The following is a 19,776-nucleotide window of genomic DNA, read 5'->3' on the forward strand; positions in this document are numbered from 1 at the left end:
CTAACCTGGTCGGGTAGTTTGCCGCGTTTCGTAGCCCACCGATGTCACTTATCGAGGAGCCCTGCCATGACCACGGTTGCGCCGCCCGCGTACGAGGAAGTGACCGCGACGTTCGAGCCGGTCATCGGGCTGGAGACGCACGTCGAGCTGGGCACCCGGACGAAGATGTTCTGCGGCTGCCCGACCGGCTTCGGCGCGGCTCCCAACACGCAGGTCTGCCCCGTCTGCCTCGGGCTGCCCGGCAGCCTGCCGGTGGCGAACAAGGCGGCGATCGAGGCCACGATCCGGATCGGACTGGCGCTCAACTGCTCGATCGCCGAGTGGTGCCGGTTCGCGCGGAAGAACTACTTCTACCCGGACATGCCGAAGAACTATCAGATCAGCCAGTACGACGAGCCGCTGTGCAGCGACGGCTGGCTGGACGTCGAGCTCGACGGCGAGCTGGTGCGCATCGGCATCGAGCGGGTGCACCTCGAGGAGGACACCGGCAAGACGCTGCACGTCGGCGGGGCGACCGGCCGGATTCACGGCGCGTCGGAGTCGCTGGTGGACTACAACCGGGCGGGCATCCCGCTCGTGGAGATCGTGACGAAGCCGATCCCGGGCACGGGCGCGAAGGCGCCGATCGTCGCGCGGGCGTACGTCACCGAACTCCGCGACGTCATCCGCTCGCTCAACGTCTCCGACGTACGCATGGAGCAGGGCTCGCTGCGCTGTGACGTGAACACCTCCCTCAACCGGCCGGGCGAGGAGTGGGGTACGCGTACCGAGACGAAGAACGTGAACAGCCTGCGCAGCGTGGAGCGCGCGGTGCGGTCGGAGATGGTCCGCCAGGCGGCCGTGCTGAGCACGGGCGGCCGGATCACCCAGGAGACCCGCCACTTCCACGAGGACACCGGGGAGACCACCTCGGGCCGCTCGAAGGAGACGGCGACCGACTACCGCTACTTCCCGGAGCCGGACCTGGCGCCGCTCGCGCCCGACACGGCGTGGGTGAGCGAGCTGAAGGCAGCGCTGCCCGAGCTGCCGCGAGTGCACCGCCGGCGGCTGCAGAGCGAGTGGGGCCTGTCTGATCTGGACATGCAGTCGGTCGTGAACGCCGGAGCGGTCGAGCTGATCGAGGCGACCATCGCGGCGGGCACGACCGCCGAGGCCGCCCGCAAGTGGTGGCTCGGCGAGTTGTCGCGCAAGGCGAACGAGACCGGCGTCGAGCTGGCCACCGTCGGCGCGACCCCGAAGCAGGTCGCCCAGCTGCAGCAGCTCGTCGACGACGGCAAGCTCACCGATAAACTGGCCCGCCAGGTCCTCGAAGGCGTCGTCGCCGGTGAGGGCGACCCGGCGCAGATCATGCAGGCCCGGGGGATCGAGGTCGTCTCCGACTCGGGCGCGCTGACCGCCGCCGTCGACGAGGCCATCGCCGCCAACCCCGAGATCGCGGACAAGATCCGGGGCGGCAACGTCGCGGCGGCCGGGGTGATCATCGGCGCGGTGATGAAGGCGACCAAGGGTCAGGCGGACGCCAAGACCGTCCGGGAGCTGGTCATCAGCCGGCTCAGCTGAGCCCGCCGTGCTCCGGCCGACGGCTGGGGCGCGGCTACCCGGTCGGGGTCGGCGTCGGTGACACCGACTCGAAGGGTGCCACCTTTCGGGTCAGGGACACCTGCGCCAGCCCCGTCCCACCCACGTGGATGTCGTCGTACGCCTGCAGCGCGACGCTTCCGTTGCCGTCCGGCGCGGAGAAGTAGAGCACGGACATGGCCAGCGGCAACGGCGTACCCGATTCGAGACCGCGAAGGCCCGCGCCGCCGGTCGAGCCCTGGATCATGAGCAGGCTGGAGTCCTCGGTGGCCCCGGAGGCGGGCTCGGCGGGGAGCGTCGAGACCGACCGGGCGTGCAGGTGGCCGGCCAGGATGAGCGGGCAGTGCCCGGCGATCGGCCCGGCCGCGACCGGATCGTGCACCAGCGCCACGTCGACCTTGCCGCCCTGGGCGTCGATGGTGCGGGCGAGCTTCGCCCCGGTCGACTTGACCAGCTCGGTGGTCTTGTCGGTGAGCAGGGAGTCGTCCGCCCGGGTCTGTTTGTCGGGAGTGAACCGGGGGTCGCCGATCCCGGCGAAGGTCAGCCCCTTGACGGTGGTGACGCCGTTCTCCAGGACGATCGCGTTCGGCTGCTGCGCGACCTCTGCCGAGGTCCGCGCCGAGTCGTGGTTGCCTCGGATGTAGATGTAGGGCACCTTGAGCAGCGCGATCGAGTCGGCGTAGGAGCTCTCCATCTCGCTGCCCCAGTCGTTGATGTCGCCCGTGTCCACCACGACGTCGATCTTGAACTGTTCGACGACGGACCGCACGACGGTCCACGCCCCCGGGTTCAGGTGCATGTCCGAGATGTGCAGTACGCGTACCGTCCCGGGCGCGGGGTCATAGGTGGGCAGCGATGACAGCGTGCTGTAGAGCGTGGAGACGTTGTTGACCAGCTTCTGCAGCTGATCGGCGTACGCGGTGTAGTTCTGCGCGATCTTCCGCGCGTCGCCGACGACGGCCGGGGCGTTGGCGAGCAACCCGTCGTAGCGAGGCTCGGCCAGGGCGTCCGCCCGGAAGGTGGCGAGCGCGACGCCCAGCGATCCGCCGGTCACCACCAACGCCAGGCCACCGCACAACGCCACCCGACTCATCCGCCGGAAGACGAGAGCGGCCAGCGCCATCGAGGCGAGGATCGAGACCGACAGCGTCCGCAGGACGAGCCGCACGAGGCCGCTGAGCACGTCGTCGACCGCGTGCTCACTGGCCCGGGTGATCGCGGTGCGGTCCGAGATGAGCGCCTCGGTGCGGCCGCGGTCCAGTGACTCCATCTTCACCGAGATGTGCGCGGGCCCGTCGTGGGTGTCGAAGCTGAGCGACCCCAGCGGCGGGATGTCGACCTCGCTGTCCCCGTAGAGCGTGGGCTCCATCGACAGGGTGGCCTGGAACGGGCCGACCGGAGTCGAGGTGTGGGCGCCGAGGGCGACCCCGATCCAGACTCCGGCGAGGGTGACGATCACGACGCCGAGGATGCGCAGCGCACCGCGCAGCCCTTTGCCGTCGAAGACCGTCTTAACCCGTTGCCGCCACATCAACCAAGACTTACCCGAAGAATCCTGTCATCGCTACTTTCAGGCTCGCCGCGTCCGTCCTTATTGCTGGTCAGGACCCAGATAGAGCCATCGGGAGCGAGTGCGGCGTGTCGCAGCCGGCCGTACTCGTCCACCAATCCCGCGACCGGCGGGCCGGCCAGCGTCCCGGCCGAGCCGTCGAGCGGCAGCATCCACAACCGCTTCCCCCGCAGGCAGGCCGCGATCAGCCGATCCTTGACGATCGTCGCCCCCGAGCAGGAGGCCTCCTCAGGCTTCCAGGCGACGATCGGGTCGACGAACCGTGCATCGTGGGCCGCGCCCTCCACGTCGGGCCAGCCGTAGTTCTTGCCCGGCTCGATGCGGTTGATCTCGTCCCAGGTGTTCTGGCCGAACTCGGTCGCCCACATGTGCCCGCCCGAGTCCCAGGCGAAACCCTGCACATTGCGATGCCCGTAGGACCAGACCAGCGAGTCGCCGAACGGGTTACCCGGGGCGGGCTTGCCGTCGGCGGTCATCCGCAGGATCTTGCCGCCGAGGCTCTTGAGGTCCTGGGAGTTGCCCCGATGCGAGGCGTCGCCGGTGCCCGCGTACAGGAAGCCGTCCGGTCCGAACGCGAGCCGGCCGCCGTTGTGGATCCCCGAGATCGGGATGCCCGTCACGATCGGCTGCGGCCGCTCGCCGACCTTCCAGCGGGCGATCCGGTTGTCCTGCTTGGTCGTGTAGTACAGGAACAGCGTCTTGTCCTGGGCGTACTGCGGCGACGCCGCGATGCCCATGAGGCCGCCCTCGCCGTTCGAGTCCGACTCGGTGATCTTGCCGACCTCGGTCGCGGCTCCCTCCCGCACTGCGAGGATCCGGCCGCTGTCCCGCTCGGTGACCAGGGCGGACCCGTCCGGGAGGAAGGCGACGCCCCACGGTACCTCGAGCTTGTCCACCAGCACGGTCGTGCCGGCGACCGCCGGCGGCTTCGTACTCTCGACCGAGGTGGGCACCGTCGGCGCGGACGCCGCCACGGAATCCGGGTCGCGGGTCTCGGAACAGCCGGTGAGCCCGGCTCCCACGGTCACAGTCGCGATCGCCAAAGCGAGGGCACGGCGCATAGGAGCAACCCTACGCACGGGGGTGCTGCGTGTCGTCATGAAGACGACGACACCGCACCCAGTCGAACGGTTCCCCTCGCATATCGATTTGCCACCGTCTGTGGTGCCGAGGTGGGATCAGTGGTATGCCGAAGATCCGCAACGTCTCGTTCGACTGCGCCGACCCGTACGCGCTCGCCCGGTTCTGGGCCGAGGTCATGCACACCCAGCTGGACTCCGACCATCAGCCGGACGACGAGGAGACCGCCATCCAGCCGCCCGACGGGCCGGCGTTGTACTTCCAGCGCGTACCCGAGCCGAAGTCCGTCAAGAACCGGGTGCACGTCTGCCTCACCCCGGAGATCCGCCGGGACGCCGAGGTCGAGCGCATCCTGGGCCTCGGAGCCACCCTCGTCGCCGACCACCGCCGCCCCGACGGGCTCGGCTGGGCGGTCCTGGCCGACCCCGAGGGCAACGAATTCTGCGTACTGCGCAGCGAGGAGGAGCGCGCCGCGGCATAGGCTGAGGGCGTGAAGATCTGGATCTCCCACCCCGACGCCGTCGAGTTCCTGGGGCCGTTGCCGGACGGGGCGGACCTCGCGTTCCTGCCCACCCCCAGCTCCCCGCTCCCGGGCGACCCGGCCGAGGTGGAGTTCTGGGTGCCGCCGTTCCTGTCCGGCGGCAGCACCACCGTGCTGCTGCCGCAGATGACCTCGCTCAAGGTGGTCCAGTTGCTCTCGGCGGGCGCCGACGCGTGGGCGGCCAAGGTGCCCGCCGGCGTCACGCTCTGCGACGCCCGGGGAGTGCACGACTCCAGCACGTCGGAGTGGGTGGTCGCGGCAATTCTCAGCTCGTTGCGGCGGTTCGATCATTTCGCGCGAGCCCAGGCGGAGCCCCGGTGGTCGTACGCCGACGTGACGCCGACGGACGAACTGGCCGGCAAACGTGTCCTCGTCATCGGCGCCGGATCGATCGGATCGGCGGTGGCCCGGCGACTGGAACCGTTCGAGGTGTCGCTGACCTTCGTGGCGCGCACCGCTCGCCCGGCCGACGGCGTACGCGGAGTGGACGAACTGCCGCAGCTTCTGCCCGCAGCCGATGTCGTGGTGCTGCTGATCCCGCTGACGCCGGAGACCACCGGACTGGTGGACAAGGCGTTCCTGGCCGCGATGCCGGACGGGGCGCTGCTGGTCAACGCCGCCCGAGGGCCGGTCGCGTCGACCGACGCCCTGGTCGCCGAACTGGGCACGGGCCGGCTGTGGGCCGCGCTGGACGTCACCGATCCCGAGCCGCTGCCCCTCGACAATCCGCTGTGGACGATGCCGAACGTCCTGATCACGCCACACGTGGCGGGTTCGGTCCGGGGCGTACTCCGGCGGGGCTACCAGCTCGCCGGAGCCCAGCTGCGCCGGTACGCCGCAGGTCAGGAGCTGGTCAACGTCGTCCGCGACGGCTACTGAGCCCGTTCATCGCGCGGCCGCTGAGCCTTTGGACGGCTGCTGAGCCTTGAGCGGGAGCCGGCCTCGCTTACTGGGCCTGCTCGAGTTCCTTGCCGCTGGCCGCGACCAGCCTGGGAAGGTCCACCGGGCGTACGGCGGTCAGCGTGATGCGGGTGCCGTCGGTGAGGACGGCCTGCGCCTTGTCGCGGCCGGCTGGGACGAGGGCCTCGATCCGGGACCATTCGATCTTCCGGCTACCGAGCAACGCGCGTACGCGTACCCCGTTCGAGTCGGCGTCGGTGCCCGAGCGCCAGGCCCAGACGGCGAAGACGAAGATCCCCAGCGGCACGAAGAAGAACCATCCCGAAGCCCGGAGCAGGGGCAACGCGCCGATGGCGGCGATGAGGCCGGCGACCGGTAGGGCGGTCGGCTGACGGAAGCTGGTCACCTGCGGATTGTCGCATGTCGTGGTAAGTGTCAGACATCACGGCAATACTGTCGGGGTTGGTGCGGCAGCGGCGCTGGAGCCAATCGGGAGGTTGCGATGTCCGTACTGCTCATGATCGGGACCGGTAAGGGCCTCTTCCTGGCCCGGCGCGACGAGGTGGGGCAGGCGTGGCAAGTCAGTGTGCCGCACTTCCCGATGACGGCGATCTACGCGGTGGGCATCGACCCGCGGCCCGCGCAGCCGAGGCTGCTGGCCGCGATCGACAGCTCCCACTTCGGGCCGAGCGTGGCGGTCAGCGACGATCTGGGCGCCTCGTGGCGGGAGCCGGAGGAGGCGCCCATCGCCTTCCCGGCCGGGACTGATACCTCGCTGCGCCGTGTGTGGGCGTTCGCGCCCGGGTCGGCGGCGGGCGATCCGTCGGTCGTCTGGGCCGGCACCGAGCCGTCGGCGTTGTTCAAGTCGGTCGACGGCGGGATCACCTATGAGCTGGTGCGCAGCCTGTGGGAGCACCCGCACCGGACGCAGTGGGGCGAGGGGTTCGGCGGCCAGGCGATCCACACGATCAGCCCGCATCCGGCCGACCCCGAGCGCGTCCTGGTCGCGATGTCCACCGGCGGGGTCTACCGCACGACCGACGGCGGGCAGACCTGGACGGCCAGCAACACCGGGATCAAGGCGTACTTCCTGCCCGACCAGTTCCCCGAGTTCGGCCAGTGCGTACACAAGGTGGCCCGCGATCACGCCAACCCCGATCGGCTCTACCTCCAGAACCACCACGGCGTCTACCGCTCCGACGACGACGGCGTCACCTGGACGTCGATCGCCGATGGCCTGCCCAGCGATTTCGGCTTCCCGGTGGTGGCCCACCCCACGCGGGGTGACACGCTGTGGAACTTCCCGCTGACCGCCGACGGCAGCCGCTTCGCGCCCGACTTCAAGTGCCAGGTCTACCGCAGCACCGACGCCGGGAAGTCCTGGCAGGCGCAGTCGGCCGGGCTGCCGGTCGAGCCCTACTACTCGACCGTGCTGCGCGACGCGATGTGCACCGACACCGCCGATCCCGCCGGGGTGTACTTCGGCGGCCGGAGCGGCGAGGTCTACGCCAGCGCCGACGAAGGGGAGAGCTGGGGGCGGGTCGCCACCCAACTGCCGGGCATCCTCTGCCTGCGGGCGGTCGAACTGTGAGCGTCACCGTGCTGGTGCCGTCCGCTCTGCGTACGGAGATCGCGGGGGCGAAGTCGGTCGCCGTCGACACGACGGGTGACCTCGGCGCGGTCCTGGCCGAGGTCGAGCGGCGCTGGCCGCGCCTCGGCCGTCGCCTCCGTGACGAACAAGGACAGCTCCGGCGCTACGTCAACGTCTACGTCGACGGGGAAGACTGCCGCGGCCTGGCCGGGCTCGCCACGCCCATCGCCGACGGGGCGGAGATTCAAGTGCTCCCGTCAGTCGCCGGCGGTGCCGAGTTCACGGCGGCCGATGGTGACAAGGTCCTCGCCGCCAACTTCGCCGACTGGGTACGCGACCTCGGCCTCACCGTCGAAGAAGTGGGCGCCGACTACGCCACGCTCCGGCTGCCCTGGTCCGGTCGACTGGCCCGAGAAGGCGGCGCACTCTCCGGCCAAGCGCTGATGGCGGCGGCCGACACCGCGACCGTCATGGCGATCAGCTCCGCCAAGGGCGGCTTCGGACCGATGACGACCGTGCAGCTCAACGCCACCTTTCAGCGTCCCGTCGTCGGCGTCGACGTGCTGGTGACCGCCCGGCTGACCAAGCTCGGCCGGTCGATGGCGTTCGCCCAGGTCGACATGGTGGCCGGCGGGGTTCTGGCCGCTCAGGCCACCACCGTGTACGCCCTCCTCTGACTCGCTCCGCTCGCCGCCCGCGGCACCCGCTCGTCGCCCGCGGCACCCGCTCGTCGCCCGCGGCACCCGCTCGCCGCCCGCGTCACCCGCTCGCCGCCCGCGTCACCCGCTCGCCGCCCGCGTCACCCGCTCGCCGCCCGCGGCACCCGCTCGCCGCCCGCAGCACCCGCTCGTCGCCCGCAGCACCCGCTCGCCCCGTGCGCGGCGCTGTCCACTGCACCCACCGCGCTGCCCTCTGCGCGCACCGCACTGCGCCCTCTGCGCGCACCGCACTGCGCCCACTGCGCGCACCGCACTGCGCCCACTGCGCGCGCCGCACTGCGCTCGCCCAAGATCGTCGGCTGCCGACGATCATCTCCGTATTTCGGCCATGAGTGTCGGCAGCCGACGATCTTGGACCGGGGAATCTCCATGAACGGCGGTGGCCGACGATCTTGCGGTGAGCGCAGTGAGCACGGTGAGCACGGTGGGCAGCGCGGCGGATCGCACCTACTCAGGCGCGCCCATACGTAGGCGCCCGTTCGAGTCGATCACGAGCGCCGGGGAACGATCAGGGTCGTGTGGACACGACACGCCGGTCGATCATGGCCGATAGTTCATGATCGCGCGGAAAGCAACCGGGAGGCGGCGGCAGCGGGGGCGGGGGGAGGGGTTAGTAGCCCGCCCGCCTACGGCGGGACCCTGAGCGGGTGAAAGCCGCCCGCGAATCGGGGCGAACCGTAACAAGTTGGGGCGGCTTTCGTACTAGAGGAGGGTGGACCAGAAGGGGACGGGCTTCGGGGAGGGGAGCGGCTCGGCTGTGCCGACGCCGAACTCCCGGTGGAGGTAGTCCGCCAGGGTGTCGCCGTAGCTGACGACGTCGGTCTGCATGACGGACAGCACCGGCAGGTCGGCGATGTCGAGGGCGGGGGCGTATCGGTGGCCGTGGACGGGCACGAGCACCGGGGCTTGGGCCAGCGCCCGGCGGGCCACGCCGATCGCCTTGTCCGTGCTCCTCGGTTTGATGCCCCAGCTGTTGAGCCAGAAGTCGTTCTCCTCGACGTCGAAGAGCACGCCTTCGATGGGCGCGGAGAGTGCTTCGCCGAGTAGGGCGGGGGAGCCGCGCCAGTCGGGCCAGTGCCGGTCGCCCCCCGGTACGCCGGCCGCCAGGAGTGTGCGGTGGTCGGGGTTGAACCGGAAGCCGAACCGGGTTTCGATGGTGCGGAATTCGTCCCCGGTCAGGCCAGGCCCGACCGGGGACAGAAGCGCGCGCAGGAGCTGGTGTGCCACTGCCTGGGTCAACGGCATGCCGCCAGGATATGCGGATCAGGTCCGGGCTCGGGCGGAAGCGCGGGCCGACAGTAGGGCGGAGGCGGTCGCCAGCAGCAGGCAGGCGCCGGTCACCCAGCCCACGGTGGCCCAGTGCAGCTGGAGGCGTACGGGGGTTTGGGTCTCCTCGGCGAGCCCGTTCGCCATCCCGGCCAGTGCGGGGAGGACGACGGCCAGTCCGAGGAGGGCGCCGACACCGACGACGAAGATCGTCTCGGTGGTCACTGTTCGCCGGATCTGGCGTCGGCTGGCCCCGCTGCGGGCGAGGACGAGCCGGTCGGTTCGGCGGGCTTGGGCCGACATCGCCATCGTCGTCGCGACGGCGATCCCGGTGTAGCCGACCGACAGTCCGATGAGGACGAGTGCGAACAGCCACAACAGGCGCATGTCCTCAGCGAACTCGCCTTCGGCGTACGTCTGGGCGTCGACGATCTTCGCGCCCGCCGCCGGGGATCCCTTGGCTCCCATCGCGAACGCTGTCAGGGCGGACGGGTCGTGCGCCCGGACGACGTCCCGGGGCAGGACGAGGTCCTTCCCGGATTCGGCGACGGGCACCGGGAGGGTCTGCCCGTCCGCGAAGGTGACTTGCCGAGTGCTGGTCGCCTTGAAGGAAGCGCGGCCGTAAGCGTCGAACGCCGAGGAGTCGACGAACACCCGAGTGGTGAGGTCGCCGGAGCCGCCGGTGGCGCGTACGGCGGCGTCGGTCAGCCCGGGGGTGTCGTCGGGCAGCGCGACGGAGATCCCGTGCAGCTCCTGGGCCTTGCCGGCGGGGTACGCCTCCCGCATGGTCGTCACCATGCTGCTGAGCAGCACGGCCAGTCCGACGGTGGCGATGATCGGCGCGGCGGTGGCCGCCGTACGCCGGGTCGAGGTCTGGATCTCGCCCCGCACCAGCATTCCCGTCGCGCCCTGGAGGCGCAGCAGCGGCCAGGTGGCCAGGCGGGCCAGCGGCCCGAGCACCACCGGAGCCCACGCGGTCGCGGCGACGATCGCGGCCATCGCTGTGAACAGGGCGTTGTCGACCCGGTGGGACGCGTCGGCGGAGGCGGTCAGCAGAGCCATCCCCAAGGTCAGGGCCGTGGCCAGGACCGCGCAGATCCAGCGGGCGAGCGTCATCGCACGCCGCTCGACGGACGAGTCGAGCAGGGCCTCCATCGGGCGTACCCGGGCGGAGCGGCGGGCCGCCGACCAGGACCCGGCCAGCCCCACGAGCACTCCTACGACGACGGCTGACAGGATCGGCCCCGCCGTTGGGCGTACCACCAGGTCTGGATTCTCCAGCCCCGAACGGACCAGGAACCGGCCCAGCAGGGGTGCGGTGATCAGGCTGAGCAGCGCCCCCGTGGCCGCCGCCGCGACGCCGATCAGCAGCGACTCGCCCACGATCAGCCGCCGGATCTGGCGGGGCGTGGCCCCGACGAGCCGCAGCAGGGCCAGTTCCGGCGGCGATGCGCGGCTTGGAGGGCGAAGGTGCCCGCGACGACGAAGACGGTCACGAATCCGCCCAGGGTGGCCATGGCGACGAGCAGCTGGGTGCCGAGCCAGCGGATGCGCGCGTCGTGCTCGGGTTCGAGCACCTTGCGCGCGTCCCCGGTGACCACCGCGCCGCGCTCGCCCACGGTGCGCTCGATCTCCACAGTCGACGAACCCCAGACGCCGAGCGCGAGGACCCCCGGCGCGAGCTGCGCGGCCTGCGCGTCGCTCAGGTAATACCCCGGCCCGTCCACGGTGCCGACCACGGTCAGCTCGATCGGCCCGCCGCCGGTCAGCACCGGCACCCGCGTGCCCGGCCGCAAACCCAGCCCGGCGTCCGCGACCAGCTCGCCGTCCGCGGGCGCGCTTCCCTCGATCAACTTGTACGCGCCCAGCAGCGCACTGGACCAGTTGTGCCCGTCCGTCGCGTCCAGCTGCCGGTCGTCGACGACGGCTTGGGCGTAGAAGGCACGGTCGACGACGACCTGGGCGACCCCGGGCTGGGCCGCGAGGTCTGCCCGGAGCTTCTCGGTCTCGGCCGCCGACCAGGGGCGCATCGCCCGGACGACGCCGTCGGCGTTCCCGGCGATGGGGGCGTGGACGACGGCCGGGGCGGCGGCGAACCGTTCGGGTGTGCGGGGCGCGGCCGACGCGTAGACGAGCAGCGAGGTGGCCAGCAGCGTCACGCCGAGCGCGAGTGCGGCGAAGGTTCCGGCGAAGCCGCTGATCCGGCCCCGGATGGTGGACAGCGCGATCATCGGGCACCCGCCTCGAGCCGGGTCATCCGGGTGGCGATCTGCTCGGCGTCGGCACCGCTGAGTTCGCCGGCGACCTGCCCGTCGGCCAGGAAGATCACGCGGTCGGCGTACGCGGCCGCGACGGGATCGTGGGTGACCATGATGATCGTCTGCCCGTACGCGTCGACCGAGCGGCGGAGCAGTCCGAGCACCTCCCGGGAGGTGGTGGTGTCCAGGGCGCCGGTCGGTTCGTCGGCGAACAGCACGTCCGGGCGGGTGATCAGCGCGCGGGCGATCGCCACGCGCTGCTGTTGACCACCGGAGAGTTCGGCCGGCCGATGCTGGGCGCGGTCGGACAGCCCGACCTCGGTCAGGACCGCCAGGATCCGGTCGGCCTTGGGCCGGCGGCCCGCCAGCCGCAGGGGCAGTTCGACGTTCTGCGCCGCCGTCAACGACGCGACCAGGTTGAACGCCTGGAACACGAAGCCGACCCGTTCGCGGCGCAGCAGCGTACGCCGATGCTCGGAGAGCCCGGCCAGCTCCACCCCGGCGAGGGTCACCGAGCCCGAGGTGGGCTCGTCGAGCCCGGCGGCGCACTGCAGCAACGTGGACTTGCCTGAACCGGACGGCCCCATGATCGCGGTGAAGGTGCCCCTGTGGAAGTCCAGGTCGACGCCGGCCAGGGCGGTGACCTGCTGATAGGTCTTCTGGAGGTTCGCGAGACGAACTGTGGTGGACATGCCTTCGATTCCAGTCGGGATCGGCGGCGAGATCATTGCCACAGGTGCGACTTCCGGGGTAGTGCCAGCACTACCGCCGTCCGGGAGTGGATCTAGTTATCGTCGAGGCGTGCAGACCCGGACCGCCTGGCAGGCCATCGCGCAGCGGCCGCTGCGGTTCCTGACGTCGTCCTGGCCGTGGCGCTCGCTGGCGTACCTGGTGAGCGGGGTCGCCGTCGGCGTCGTCACCGGCCTGCTGATGATCGGACTGGCAGCGGCCGGCGTGCTGTTGCTCATCGTCGTCGTCGGGATCGGTGTCCTCGTGGTGACGGCGCTGGCCGGGATCTACGTCGCCCGGTTCGAACGGTGGCGGCTCCGCCTGGTCGATCTCGACCGCGCTCCCGACCCGCACCGGCAGCCGTCCGCGCCCGGGCTCCGGGCCTGGCTGACGACCCGGTTGCGGGAGCAGGCGACCTGGCGGGAGTTCTCCTTCGTCGTCATCTGGCTCGGCGGGCTCTGGTTCGTCGACCTGGGCGTACTCGCCTTGACGTTGTGGCTGCCCTTCTACTTCATGAGCGTCCCGATCGCGGATCCGAACACCTGGCCCTGGATGATCATCGGGATCGCCATGCTGCTCCCGGCCCCGTACACGATCACCGCCTGGGCCGGCGCCCGCGCCGCCCTGACCCGGGCGCTCCTCGCTCCGCGGGACGACGAGCTGGGCGTACGCCTGGAGGAGGTGACGTTGTCCCGGGCCCGGCTGGTCGACGCCTTCGAATCCGAGCGGCGTCGCATCGAACGGGACCTGCACGACGGCGCGCAGCAGCGCCTGGTGTCGCTCAGCATGAATCTCGGGCTGGCCCGGCTGGACGCCGCGCCGGGCTCACCGGTGGAAACGCAGCTGGCCGCCGCCCAGGAGCAGGTCTCCCAGGTGCTGAGCGAACTGCGTGACCTCGTCCGCGGGGTGCATCCGCAGGTGCTCGACGATCACGGGCTGGCCGCCGCCATCGACGAGATCGCCGACCGCTCGCCGATTCCGGTCACCGTCGACATCCGCCTGCCCGGCCGGGTCACCGGGGCGGTCGAGCTGACGGCGTACTTCGTGATCGCCGAGGCGCTCGCGAACATCGCCAAGCACTCCGGGGCGAGTCAGGCAACCGTGCGTGGCCGTCTCGAACCGGACCTCCTCGTCATCGAAGTACGCGACAACGGCGTCGGCGGCGCGGATCCGGCCGACGGCACCGGCCTGACCGGGCTGGCCGATCGGGTCGCGGTCGTCGACGGCCGCGTACGCCTGTCGAGCCCGTCCGGCGGCCCGACCCTGCTTCACGTGGAGATCCCATGCCACTCCGTGTAGTGCTCGCCGAGGACTCGCTGCTGTTGCGCGAGGGCCTGATCGGGCTGCTGGGCCGGTTCGGCCACGAGGTCGTCGACGCGGTGGGGGAGGCGGGCGCGATCGCCGCCGCCGTCCGCAGCGCCCAGCCGGACCTGCTGATCACCGACGTACGCATGCCGCCGGGCAACGCGGACGACGGGCTGAAGGCGGCCGTCGATCTGCGGCAGGAGCGTCCCGAGCTGCCCGTGCTCGTGCTGAGCCAGTACGTCGAGCAGTCCTACGCGGTGCGGCTGCTCGACTCGGGCGGTGGTCTGGCGGTCGGCTACCTGCTCAAGGATCGCGTCGGGGCGATCACCGACTTCGTGCAGGCCGTCGAACGGGTGGCCGCGGGCGGCACCGTCGTCGACCCCGAGGTCGTACGCCAGCTGCTCCGCCGACGCCGGGATCCCCTCGAACGGCTCAGCGCCCGGGAGCGCGAGGTCCTGGCGTTGATGGCGGAGGGCCGGTCGAACGCGGCCGTCGCCAAGCAGCTGTTCGTCACCGAGGCGGCCGTGAACAAACACGTACGCAGCATCTTCGCCAAGCTCGACCTGCCGCAGGACACCGAGGACCACCGGCGGGTGCTGGCCGTCCTCGCCTACCTCCGCGCCTAGCCTCAAAGCAGCAGATCACGGTTACGCATGCCTCCCGCTGCGGGTTTGGCCTGCGTAACCGTGATCTGCAAGGTGGCTCTGACGGTAGAGAGTCAGGCGGTGTAGCCGGGCATCGGGTACGCCGCGAGCAGGTCGCGAACCTCGCCGGCGATCCGGTCGAGGGCAGCGGTGTCCTCCTTGACGGCGGCCGTCACCGTCTGGTCCATCCACTCGGCGACCTGCGGCATCTGCGCCTCGGTGAGGCCCCGCGTGGTGAGCGCGGCGGTGCCGAGCCGGATGCCGGACGGGTCGAACGGGCGGCGGGTGTCGAACGGAACCCCGTTGAAGTTCAGCTCGATCCCGGCCGCGTCCAGCGCCTTGGCGGCCGGCTTGCCGGGGATGCCCTTGCTGGTCAGGTCGATGAGGATCAGGTGGTTGTCGGTACCGCCGGAGACCAGGTCGAAGCCACGCTCGTTGAGCGCCACCGCCAGGGCCGACGCGTTCGCGACGATCTGGTGCGCGTACCCCTTGAAGGACGGCTGGGCCGCCTCGTGGAGGGCGACCGCGATGCCGGCGGTGGTGTGGTTGTGCGGGCCGCCCTGCAGGCCGGGGAAGACGGCCTTATCCACGACGGTGGCGTGCTCGGCCTTGGCCATGATCATGGCGCCGCGCGGGCCGCGCAGGGTCTTGTGCGTGGTGGTGGTGACGACGTCGGCCAGGCCGATCGGCGACGGGTGCGCGCCGCCCGCGATCAGGCCCGCGATGTGCGCGATGTCGGCCATCAGGATCGCGCCGACCTCGGCGGCGATCTCGGCGAACGCCGGGAAGTCGATCGTGCGCGGGATGGCGGTGCCGCCCGCGATGATCAGCTTCGGCCGCTCGGCCAGGGCCAGCTCCCGGACCTTGGACATGTCGACGCGACCGGTCTCCGGCTCGACGCCGTAGTGCACCGGGCGGAACCACTTGCCGGTGATCGACACGGGCGAGCCGTGCGTGAGGTGGCCGCCGTGCGCGAGCGACATGCTCATCACGGTGTCGCCCGGCTGCAGGAAGGCGAGGTAGATCGCGAGGTTGGCCGGGGAGCCGGAGTACGGCTGCACGTTGGCGTGCTCGGCGCCGAACACGGCCTTCGCGCGCTCGACGGCGAGGCTCTCGATCGGGTCGATGAGCTGCTGGCCCTCGTAGTAGCGCTTGCCGGCGTAGCCCTCGGAGTACTTGTTCGTCAGCACCGTGCCGGTCGCCTCGAGGACCGCGGAGGAGACGTAGTTCTCGGACGCGATCATGCGCAACTTGTCGTGCTGGCGCTGGGCTTCGGACTCGATCAGGTCGGCGAGAGCGGGATCCTCGGCCGCGAGGTGGGAGATCTTCGGCTCGTGCATTGGGTCAACCTCCTGGCAGACGTAACCCGGCCCGCACCCAGGCGCACGGTGCGTGTGGCCGATCGGATCGCTCCCCGGTGGTTCTCCACCCGAAGTTCGGCGCCAGTCGCGACCTGTCGAAGTTTAGGCCACCTCGTCGGCGGCCTCCCCGGCGGTTCCCGTCGTGGTGTTGACACTTAACCGGTTCAGTGATGTGATGGCGCTCTCACGGACAACCCGACGCCTCAAGGAGTACGCCCATGCTCCGGCGCTTCTGCCTGCTGCTCGCGGCATGCCTCGCCGTCGTCCTGCCCGTCACCCCGGCGTACGCGTCGGACTCGGGTCATGTCACCCGTCAGGGGACCCAGCTGAAGCTGAACGGCAAGCCGTTCAAGTTCTACGGCGGCAACAACTACTACCTGATGTATCAGTCGCCGGCGATGGCCGACGACGTCTTCGCCGACGCCCAGGCGGCCGGGTTCACCGTGCTGCGTACCTGGGCGTGGCTGGACATCGGCAACACCGACGGCAGCGACTCGGTCGCCGGCAAGGCCAACGGCGTCTACCTCCAGTACTGGGACCCGGTGGCGGGCGCGCCCGCGTACAACGACGGGCCGGACGGGCTGGAGCGTCTCGACTACGTCCTCTATCGGGCGCGGCAGAGCGGGATCAAGCTCGTCCTCGCGTTCACCAACAACTGGAGCGACTTCGGCGGCATGGACCAGTACGTGCGCTGGGCCGGGCTGTCGCACCACGACGACTTCTACACCGACGCCCGGATCAAGGGCTGGTACAAGGATTGGATCAGTCATCTGCTGAACCGGACCAACACCCTGACCGGGGTGAAGTACTCCGACGACCCGACCGTGATGACCTGGGAGCTGGCCAACGAGCCGCGGTGCCAGGGCTCCGGCGGGTACCCGACCTCGGACGCCTGCGGCATGCAGCACCCGGAGACGATCACGGCCTGGGCCGACGAGATGACCCGGCATGTGAAGTCGGTCGACCCCAAGCACCTGGTCAGCGTCGGCGAAGAGGGCTTCACCTGCGCCAACCTCGGCACCGACGACTGGACCACCAACTGCGGGCCGGGCACCGACAGCGCCGCGCTCACCGCACTGCCCGCCGTCGACGTGATGTCCTTCCACCTCTACCCGGACGGCTGGGGCAAGACCGCGTCGTGGGGCACGCAGTGGATCACCGACCACATCGCCACGGCCCGACGCCTCGGCAAAGCCGTGATGCTCGGCGAGTTCGGCTACAAGGACAAGGCGACCCGCAACCCGGTCTATCGCGAGTGGACGGACGCGGTGCGGGCCGCCGGCGGCAACGGCTTCCTCTACTGGATCCTGTCCGGCTCACAGGACGACGGGACGCTCTACCCCGACTACGACGGGTTCACCGTCTACTGCCCGAGCCCGGTCTGCGCGACGATCGCCAACGGCGGCGACGAGCTGGTCCACGGCCAGCGCAGCCGGCCGCCGGTCGCCGACCACGACACCGCCGTCACCGAGTTCGACACCCCGATCGGGCTGCACCCGCTGGCCAACGACGTGGCGTACCGGACGTATCTGCGGCCCGCGTCGCTCGATCTGCAACCCGACGTGGCCGGGGTGCAGACCTCGGTCACGGTCACCGGAGGCACGTTCACGGCAAGCTCGGGGGACGTGGGCTTCGCGCCGGCCGCCGGGTTCGTGGGCAAGGCGATCGCACACTATGTCGTACGCGACGCGGCCGGTCGCCTGTCGAACGTGGCGGACCTCCAGGCGACCGTCAAACCCGACCCGACGGCGGCGATCCTCATCGAGTCGTGGGAGTCCGGAGTGGACGGCTGGGCTCCGGGCAGCTGGCAGGCCAACGCCGGCACCGTGGCGCAGACCGCCGACTTCCATACCGACGGGGCGTACGGGCTGCACATCGAGGCGGCCGACGGCGGATGGTTCGGCTTCACCCCGGCTCAGCCGCTGAACATCGCGGGCAAGGCCACCCTGAAGTACGACATCCGCGCCGGGGCGGCCGCGGGCACCTCGACCACGGTCGCACTGCAGGTCGGCGCGGGCTGGGCCTGGTGCCAGGGCTCGTGGACCTGGGTACCGCAGGGCAGTTCCACCACGATCGAGATCGACCTCTTCAACGGAGTGTCGTGCGACCAGACCGCGCTGGGCGAGGTCCACGGCGTCCTGATCTACGTCAGCTCCGGCGACTTCGACCTGGACAACGTCCGGGCCGAATAGCCGGGCTCCGCAGCGGCGCCGGCCGGCGTAGGAGTGGGAGCCGCCCGGCCGGCGCTTCCCCTCGTGATCATTGCGCCAGCCATGCTGCTTCGGGCTGCGAAATGCCCGAAGCAACCGCATGGCTGGCGCGATGATCATGCTTGTGCGGTAGGGCGGAAAACCCAGGCGCGGAGCAGGACGAACCGGAGGAGCGTCGCGAGCAGGTTCGCGCCGATGAGGACCACCATCTCGGCCGGGCGGGCGGGCGTACCGGTGACCGCGTGGAGCAACGCGAGCGACCCGCTGGTGAGGACCAGCCCCAGCCCGAAGATCAGCAGGCCCTGGGCTTGGTGCCGCAGCGCGTCCGCCGATCCGCGTACGCCGAAGGTCAGCCGCCGGTTCGCCGCGGTATTCGCCACCGCCGTGATCAGCAGCGCGAGCAGATTGGCGCCCTGTGCGCCCAGCGCCGACGCGAACCCCGCATACAGCAGCAGGTACGCCAACGTGCTGGCGACCCCGACGCCGCCGAACCGGATGAGCTGCCCGAGCAGGGTGGTCTCGGCGTCCTGGCGGCCCCGGCCGAGCCGTTCGCGCAACTGTGCCAAGGGCAGCGCGCCGGTCAGCAGGTTGCGCCCGACCCGAGCGATCCCGCGCAGGTCGGCCTTGATGGTCGCGACGATGTCGACCCGGCTGTCCGGATCGTCGACCCAGTCGACCGGCACCTCGTGGATGCGCATCCCGGCGTTCTGCGCCAGGACGAGCAGTTCGGTGTCGAAGAACCAGCCGGTGTCCTCGACGAGCGGCAGCAACTCCCGCGCGACGTCGGCCCGGATGGCCTTGAACCCGCATTGGGCGTCGGAGAACGACGCGGCCAGTGTGCCGCGCAGCAGCAGGTTGTAGCCCCGGGAGATCACCTCCCGTTTGGCTCCGCGCACCACGCGGGACTGCCGGGCCAGCCGGCTGCCGATCGCGAGGTCGGAGTGGCCCGTGATCAACGGCGCGATCAGCGGCAGCAGCGCCGCCAGGTCGGTGGACAGGTCCACATCCATGTACGCCAGCACGGCGGCATCGGAGCTGGACCAGACGTGCCGCAGGGCGCGGCCTCGGCCCTTCTGCTCCAGGCGTACCACTCGGGTGTGCGAGAGGGTGGCCGCGAGACTGGCGGCGACCAGCGGTGTCTCGTCGACGGAGGCGTTGTCGGCGATCGTGATCCGGAAGGTGTAGGGCAGGTGCTGAGTGAGGTACGCGTGCAGCCGCCGGACGCTCGGCCCGAGGTCGGCCTCCTCGTTGTAGACCGGGATGACCACGTCCAGGACGAGTTCCCGCTGGCCGGCGGGGTGCACGAGACCGGGTGAAAGGGTCGGCGCTGTCATGACGTCCAGGTTGGCCGGGCCGGGTCAGCGGCGGATCGGCCCGGCCTGGACGTCACCTGTGAGTCGGGAGGTCAGGCGGGCTCGTTGCCGGGCTTCCACTTGATCGAGCAGCCCGTGCTGGGCCAGTGCGGTTCGGCCACGGTCTCGCCCGCGAGCACCGCGTCGACCGCCGCCGCCAGCGACTCTCCGGTGGCGGTCGCACCGCTCTTGGGCCGGGAGTCGTCGAACTGCCCCCGGTACGCCAGCGGCCGCCGCCCCTCGGCGTCAGCTGGCCCGTAAAGGAACAGGTCCGGGGTGCACGCGGCCCGGTAGGCGGTCGCGACCTGCTGGCTCTCGTCGTGCAGGTACGCGAATCCGAACCCGGCCCGCTCGGTCTGCTCCACGAGTTTGGCCGGCGCGTCGTCCGGATAGTTCTCGACGTCGTTGGCGCTGATCGCCACCGTGGCGAGGCCGAGCTTGGCGTATCGGGTGGTCAGCTCGCCGAGCGCCGCCTCGATGTGCCGCACGTACGGGCAGTGGTTGGACAGGAACGCCACGAGCAGCGCCGGGGACTCCCGGTAGTCGTCCAGGGAGACGGGCTCGCCGGTCGCGGCGGAGGGCAGGGTGAAGGCGGGCGCGGGGGTGCCCAGTTCCACCATGAAGGAGTTGACGGCCATACGCCCCAACGTATCCCGCTCATGTGAACGCCGG

The 19,776-nt window shown here is 70.8% G+C and carries 18 protein-coding genes and 1 riboswitch; of the genes, 8 read left to right on the forward strand and 10 right to left on the reverse strand.

Annotated features, from left to right (window positions below):
• The first annotated feature begins 66 nt into the window (after positions 1-66).
• Positions 67-1,560 (forward strand): Asp-tRNA(Asn)/Glu-tRNA(Gln) amidotransferase subunit GatB, encoded by a 1,494-nt coding sequence (gatB, locus tag HDA40_RS28655; RefSeq protein WP_253760911.1) that lies wholly within the window; start codon positions 67-69, stop codon positions 1,558-1,560.
• Positions 1,561-1,594: 34 nt separating this feature from the next.
• Here the strand turns inward: gatB and HDA40_RS28660 are convergent, their stop codons facing one another.
• Positions 1,595-3,109: a metallophosphoesterase family protein gene (locus HDA40_RS28660; RefSeq protein ID WP_253760912.1), complete on the reverse strand. Its 1,515-nt coding sequence runs from the start codon at positions 3,107-3,109 to the stop codon at positions 1,595-1,597.
• Positions 3,109-4,209 (reverse strand): PQQ-dependent sugar dehydrogenase, encoded by a 1,101-nt coding sequence (locus HDA40_RS28665; protein WP_253760913.1) that lies wholly within the window; start codon positions 4,207-4,209, stop codon positions 3,109-3,111. The genes HDA40_RS28660 and HDA40_RS28665 overlap by 1 nt, the downstream gene beginning before the upstream one ends.
• A 125-nt stretch (positions 4,210-4,334) precedes the next feature.
• Here HDA40_RS28665 and HDA40_RS28670 point away from each other — a divergent pair, with 125 nt between their 5' ends.
• Both HDA40_RS28670 and HDA40_RS28675 read left to right on the forward strand, forming a co-directional pair.
• A complete protein-coding gene (locus HDA40_RS28670) occupies positions 4,335-4,709 on the forward strand; it encodes a VOC family protein (protein ID WP_253760914.1) in 375 nt (124 codons plus the stop codon).
• A gap of 9 nt (positions 4,710-4,718) precedes the next feature.
• Positions 4,719-5,648 (forward strand): 2-hydroxyacid dehydrogenase, encoded by a 930-nt coding sequence (locus tag HDA40_RS28675; RefSeq protein ID WP_372502999.1) that lies wholly within the window; start codon positions 4,719-4,721, stop codon positions 5,646-5,648.
• A 67-nt stretch (positions 5,649-5,715) separates the two neighbouring features.
• Here the strand turns inward: HDA40_RS28675 and HDA40_RS28680 are convergent, their stop codons facing one another.
• On the reverse strand, positions 5,716-6,075 hold the full coding sequence (locus tag HDA40_RS28680) for a PH domain-containing protein (RefSeq protein WP_253760915.1): 360 nt from the start codon (positions 6,073-6,075) through the stop codon (positions 5,716-5,718).
• 96 nt (positions 6,076-6,171) lie between these two features.
• Here HDA40_RS28680 and HDA40_RS28685 point away from each other — a divergent pair, with 96 nt between their 5' ends.
• Both HDA40_RS28685 and HDA40_RS28690 read left to right on the forward strand, forming a co-directional pair.
• The gene (locus HDA40_RS28685) at positions 6,172-7,260 is read left to right on the forward strand and encodes a WD40/YVTN/BNR-like repeat-containing protein (protein WP_253760916.1); all 1,089 of its coding nucleotides are present in this window, start codon (positions 6,172-6,174) and stop codon (positions 7,258-7,260) included.
• On the forward strand, positions 7,257-7,937 hold the full coding sequence (locus tag HDA40_RS28690) for a hotdog domain-containing protein (protein ID WP_253760917.1): 681 nt from the start codon (positions 7,257-7,259) through the stop codon (positions 7,935-7,937). The genes HDA40_RS28685 and HDA40_RS28690 overlap by 4 nt, the downstream gene beginning before the upstream one ends.
• Positions 7,938-8,681: 744 nt before the next feature.
• Here HDA40_RS28690 and HDA40_RS28695 read toward each other — a convergent pair.
• The 4 genes from HDA40_RS28695 to HDA40_RS28710 are packed head-to-tail and all read right to left on the reverse strand — an operon-like array spanning position 8,682 to position 12,195.
• A complete protein-coding gene (locus tag HDA40_RS28695) occupies positions 8,682-9,224 on the reverse strand; it encodes a hypothetical protein (RefSeq protein ID WP_253760918.1) in 543 nt (180 codons plus the stop codon).
• 18 nt (positions 9,225-9,242) lie between these two features.
• Positions 9,243-10,628, reverse strand: coding sequence for an FtsX-like permease family protein (locus HDA40_RS28700; protein WP_253760919.1), 1,386 nt, complete (start codon positions 10,626-10,628; stop codon positions 9,243-9,245).
• A gap of 2 nt (positions 10,629-10,630) precedes the next feature.
• Entirely contained in the window at positions 10,631-11,476 is an 846-nt protein-coding gene (locus HDA40_RS28705; RefSeq protein ID WP_253760920.1) for a hypothetical protein, read from the reverse strand.
• Positions 11,473-12,195 (reverse strand): ABC transporter ATP-binding protein, encoded by a 723-nt coding sequence (locus HDA40_RS28710; protein WP_253760921.1) that lies wholly within the window; start codon positions 12,193-12,195, stop codon positions 11,473-11,475. The genes HDA40_RS28705 and HDA40_RS28710 overlap by 4 nt, the downstream gene beginning before the upstream one ends.
• A gap of 109 nt (positions 12,196-12,304) precedes the next feature.
• On the opposite strand from HDA40_RS28710, the gene HDA40_RS28715 reads away from it, so the two are divergent.
• Entirely contained in the window at positions 12,305-13,531 is a 1,227-nt protein-coding gene (locus HDA40_RS28715) for a sensor histidine kinase (RefSeq protein WP_253760922.1), read from the forward strand.
• Positions 13,516-14,163, forward strand: coding sequence for a response regulator (locus HDA40_RS28720; RefSeq protein ID WP_253760923.1), 648 nt, complete (start codon positions 13,516-13,518; stop codon positions 14,161-14,163). Before HDA40_RS28715 ends, HDA40_RS28720 begins: the two co-directional genes overlap by 16 nt.
• A gap of 92 nt (positions 14,164-14,255) precedes the next feature.
• Here HDA40_RS28720 and glyA read toward each other — a convergent pair whose 3' ends face one another.
• Entirely contained in the window at positions 14,256-15,521 is a 1,266-nt protein-coding gene (gene glyA / locus HDA40_RS28725; protein ID WP_253760924.1) for a serine hydroxymethyltransferase, read from the reverse strand.
• Positions 15,522-15,549: 28 nt separating this feature from the next.
• Positions 15,550-15,641, reverse strand: a riboswitch (ZMP/ZTP riboswitch).
• A 119-nt stretch (positions 15,642-15,760) separates the two neighbouring features.
• On the opposite strand from glyA, the gene HDA40_RS28730 reads away from it, so the two are divergent.
• Positions 15,761-17,734, forward strand: coding sequence for a cellulase family glycosylhydrolase (locus HDA40_RS28730; protein WP_253760925.1), 1,974 nt, complete (start codon positions 15,761-15,763; stop codon positions 17,732-17,734).
• A gap of 134 nt (positions 17,735-17,868) precedes the next feature.
• Here HDA40_RS28730 and HDA40_RS28735 read toward each other — a convergent pair whose 3' ends face one another.
• Together HDA40_RS28735 and HDA40_RS28740 are read right to left on the reverse strand one after the other, a co-directional pair.
• Positions 17,869-19,086: a bifunctional glycosyltransferase family 2/GtrA family protein gene (locus HDA40_RS28735; protein WP_253760926.1), complete on the reverse strand. Its 1,218-nt coding sequence runs from the start codon at positions 19,084-19,086 to the stop codon at positions 17,869-17,871.
• Positions 19,087-19,157: 71 nt separating this feature from the next.
• A complete protein-coding gene (locus tag HDA40_RS28740) occupies positions 19,158-19,742 on the reverse strand; it encodes a thioredoxin family protein (RefSeq protein ID WP_253760927.1) in 585 nt (194 codons plus the stop codon).
• Between the last annotated feature and the right edge of the window lie 34 nt (positions 19,743-19,776).

This window comes from Hamadaea flava (genome assembly GCF_024172085.1).
Lineage (GTDB): Bacteria > Actinomycetota > Actinomycetes > Mycobacteriales > Micromonosporaceae > Hamadaea > Hamadaea flava.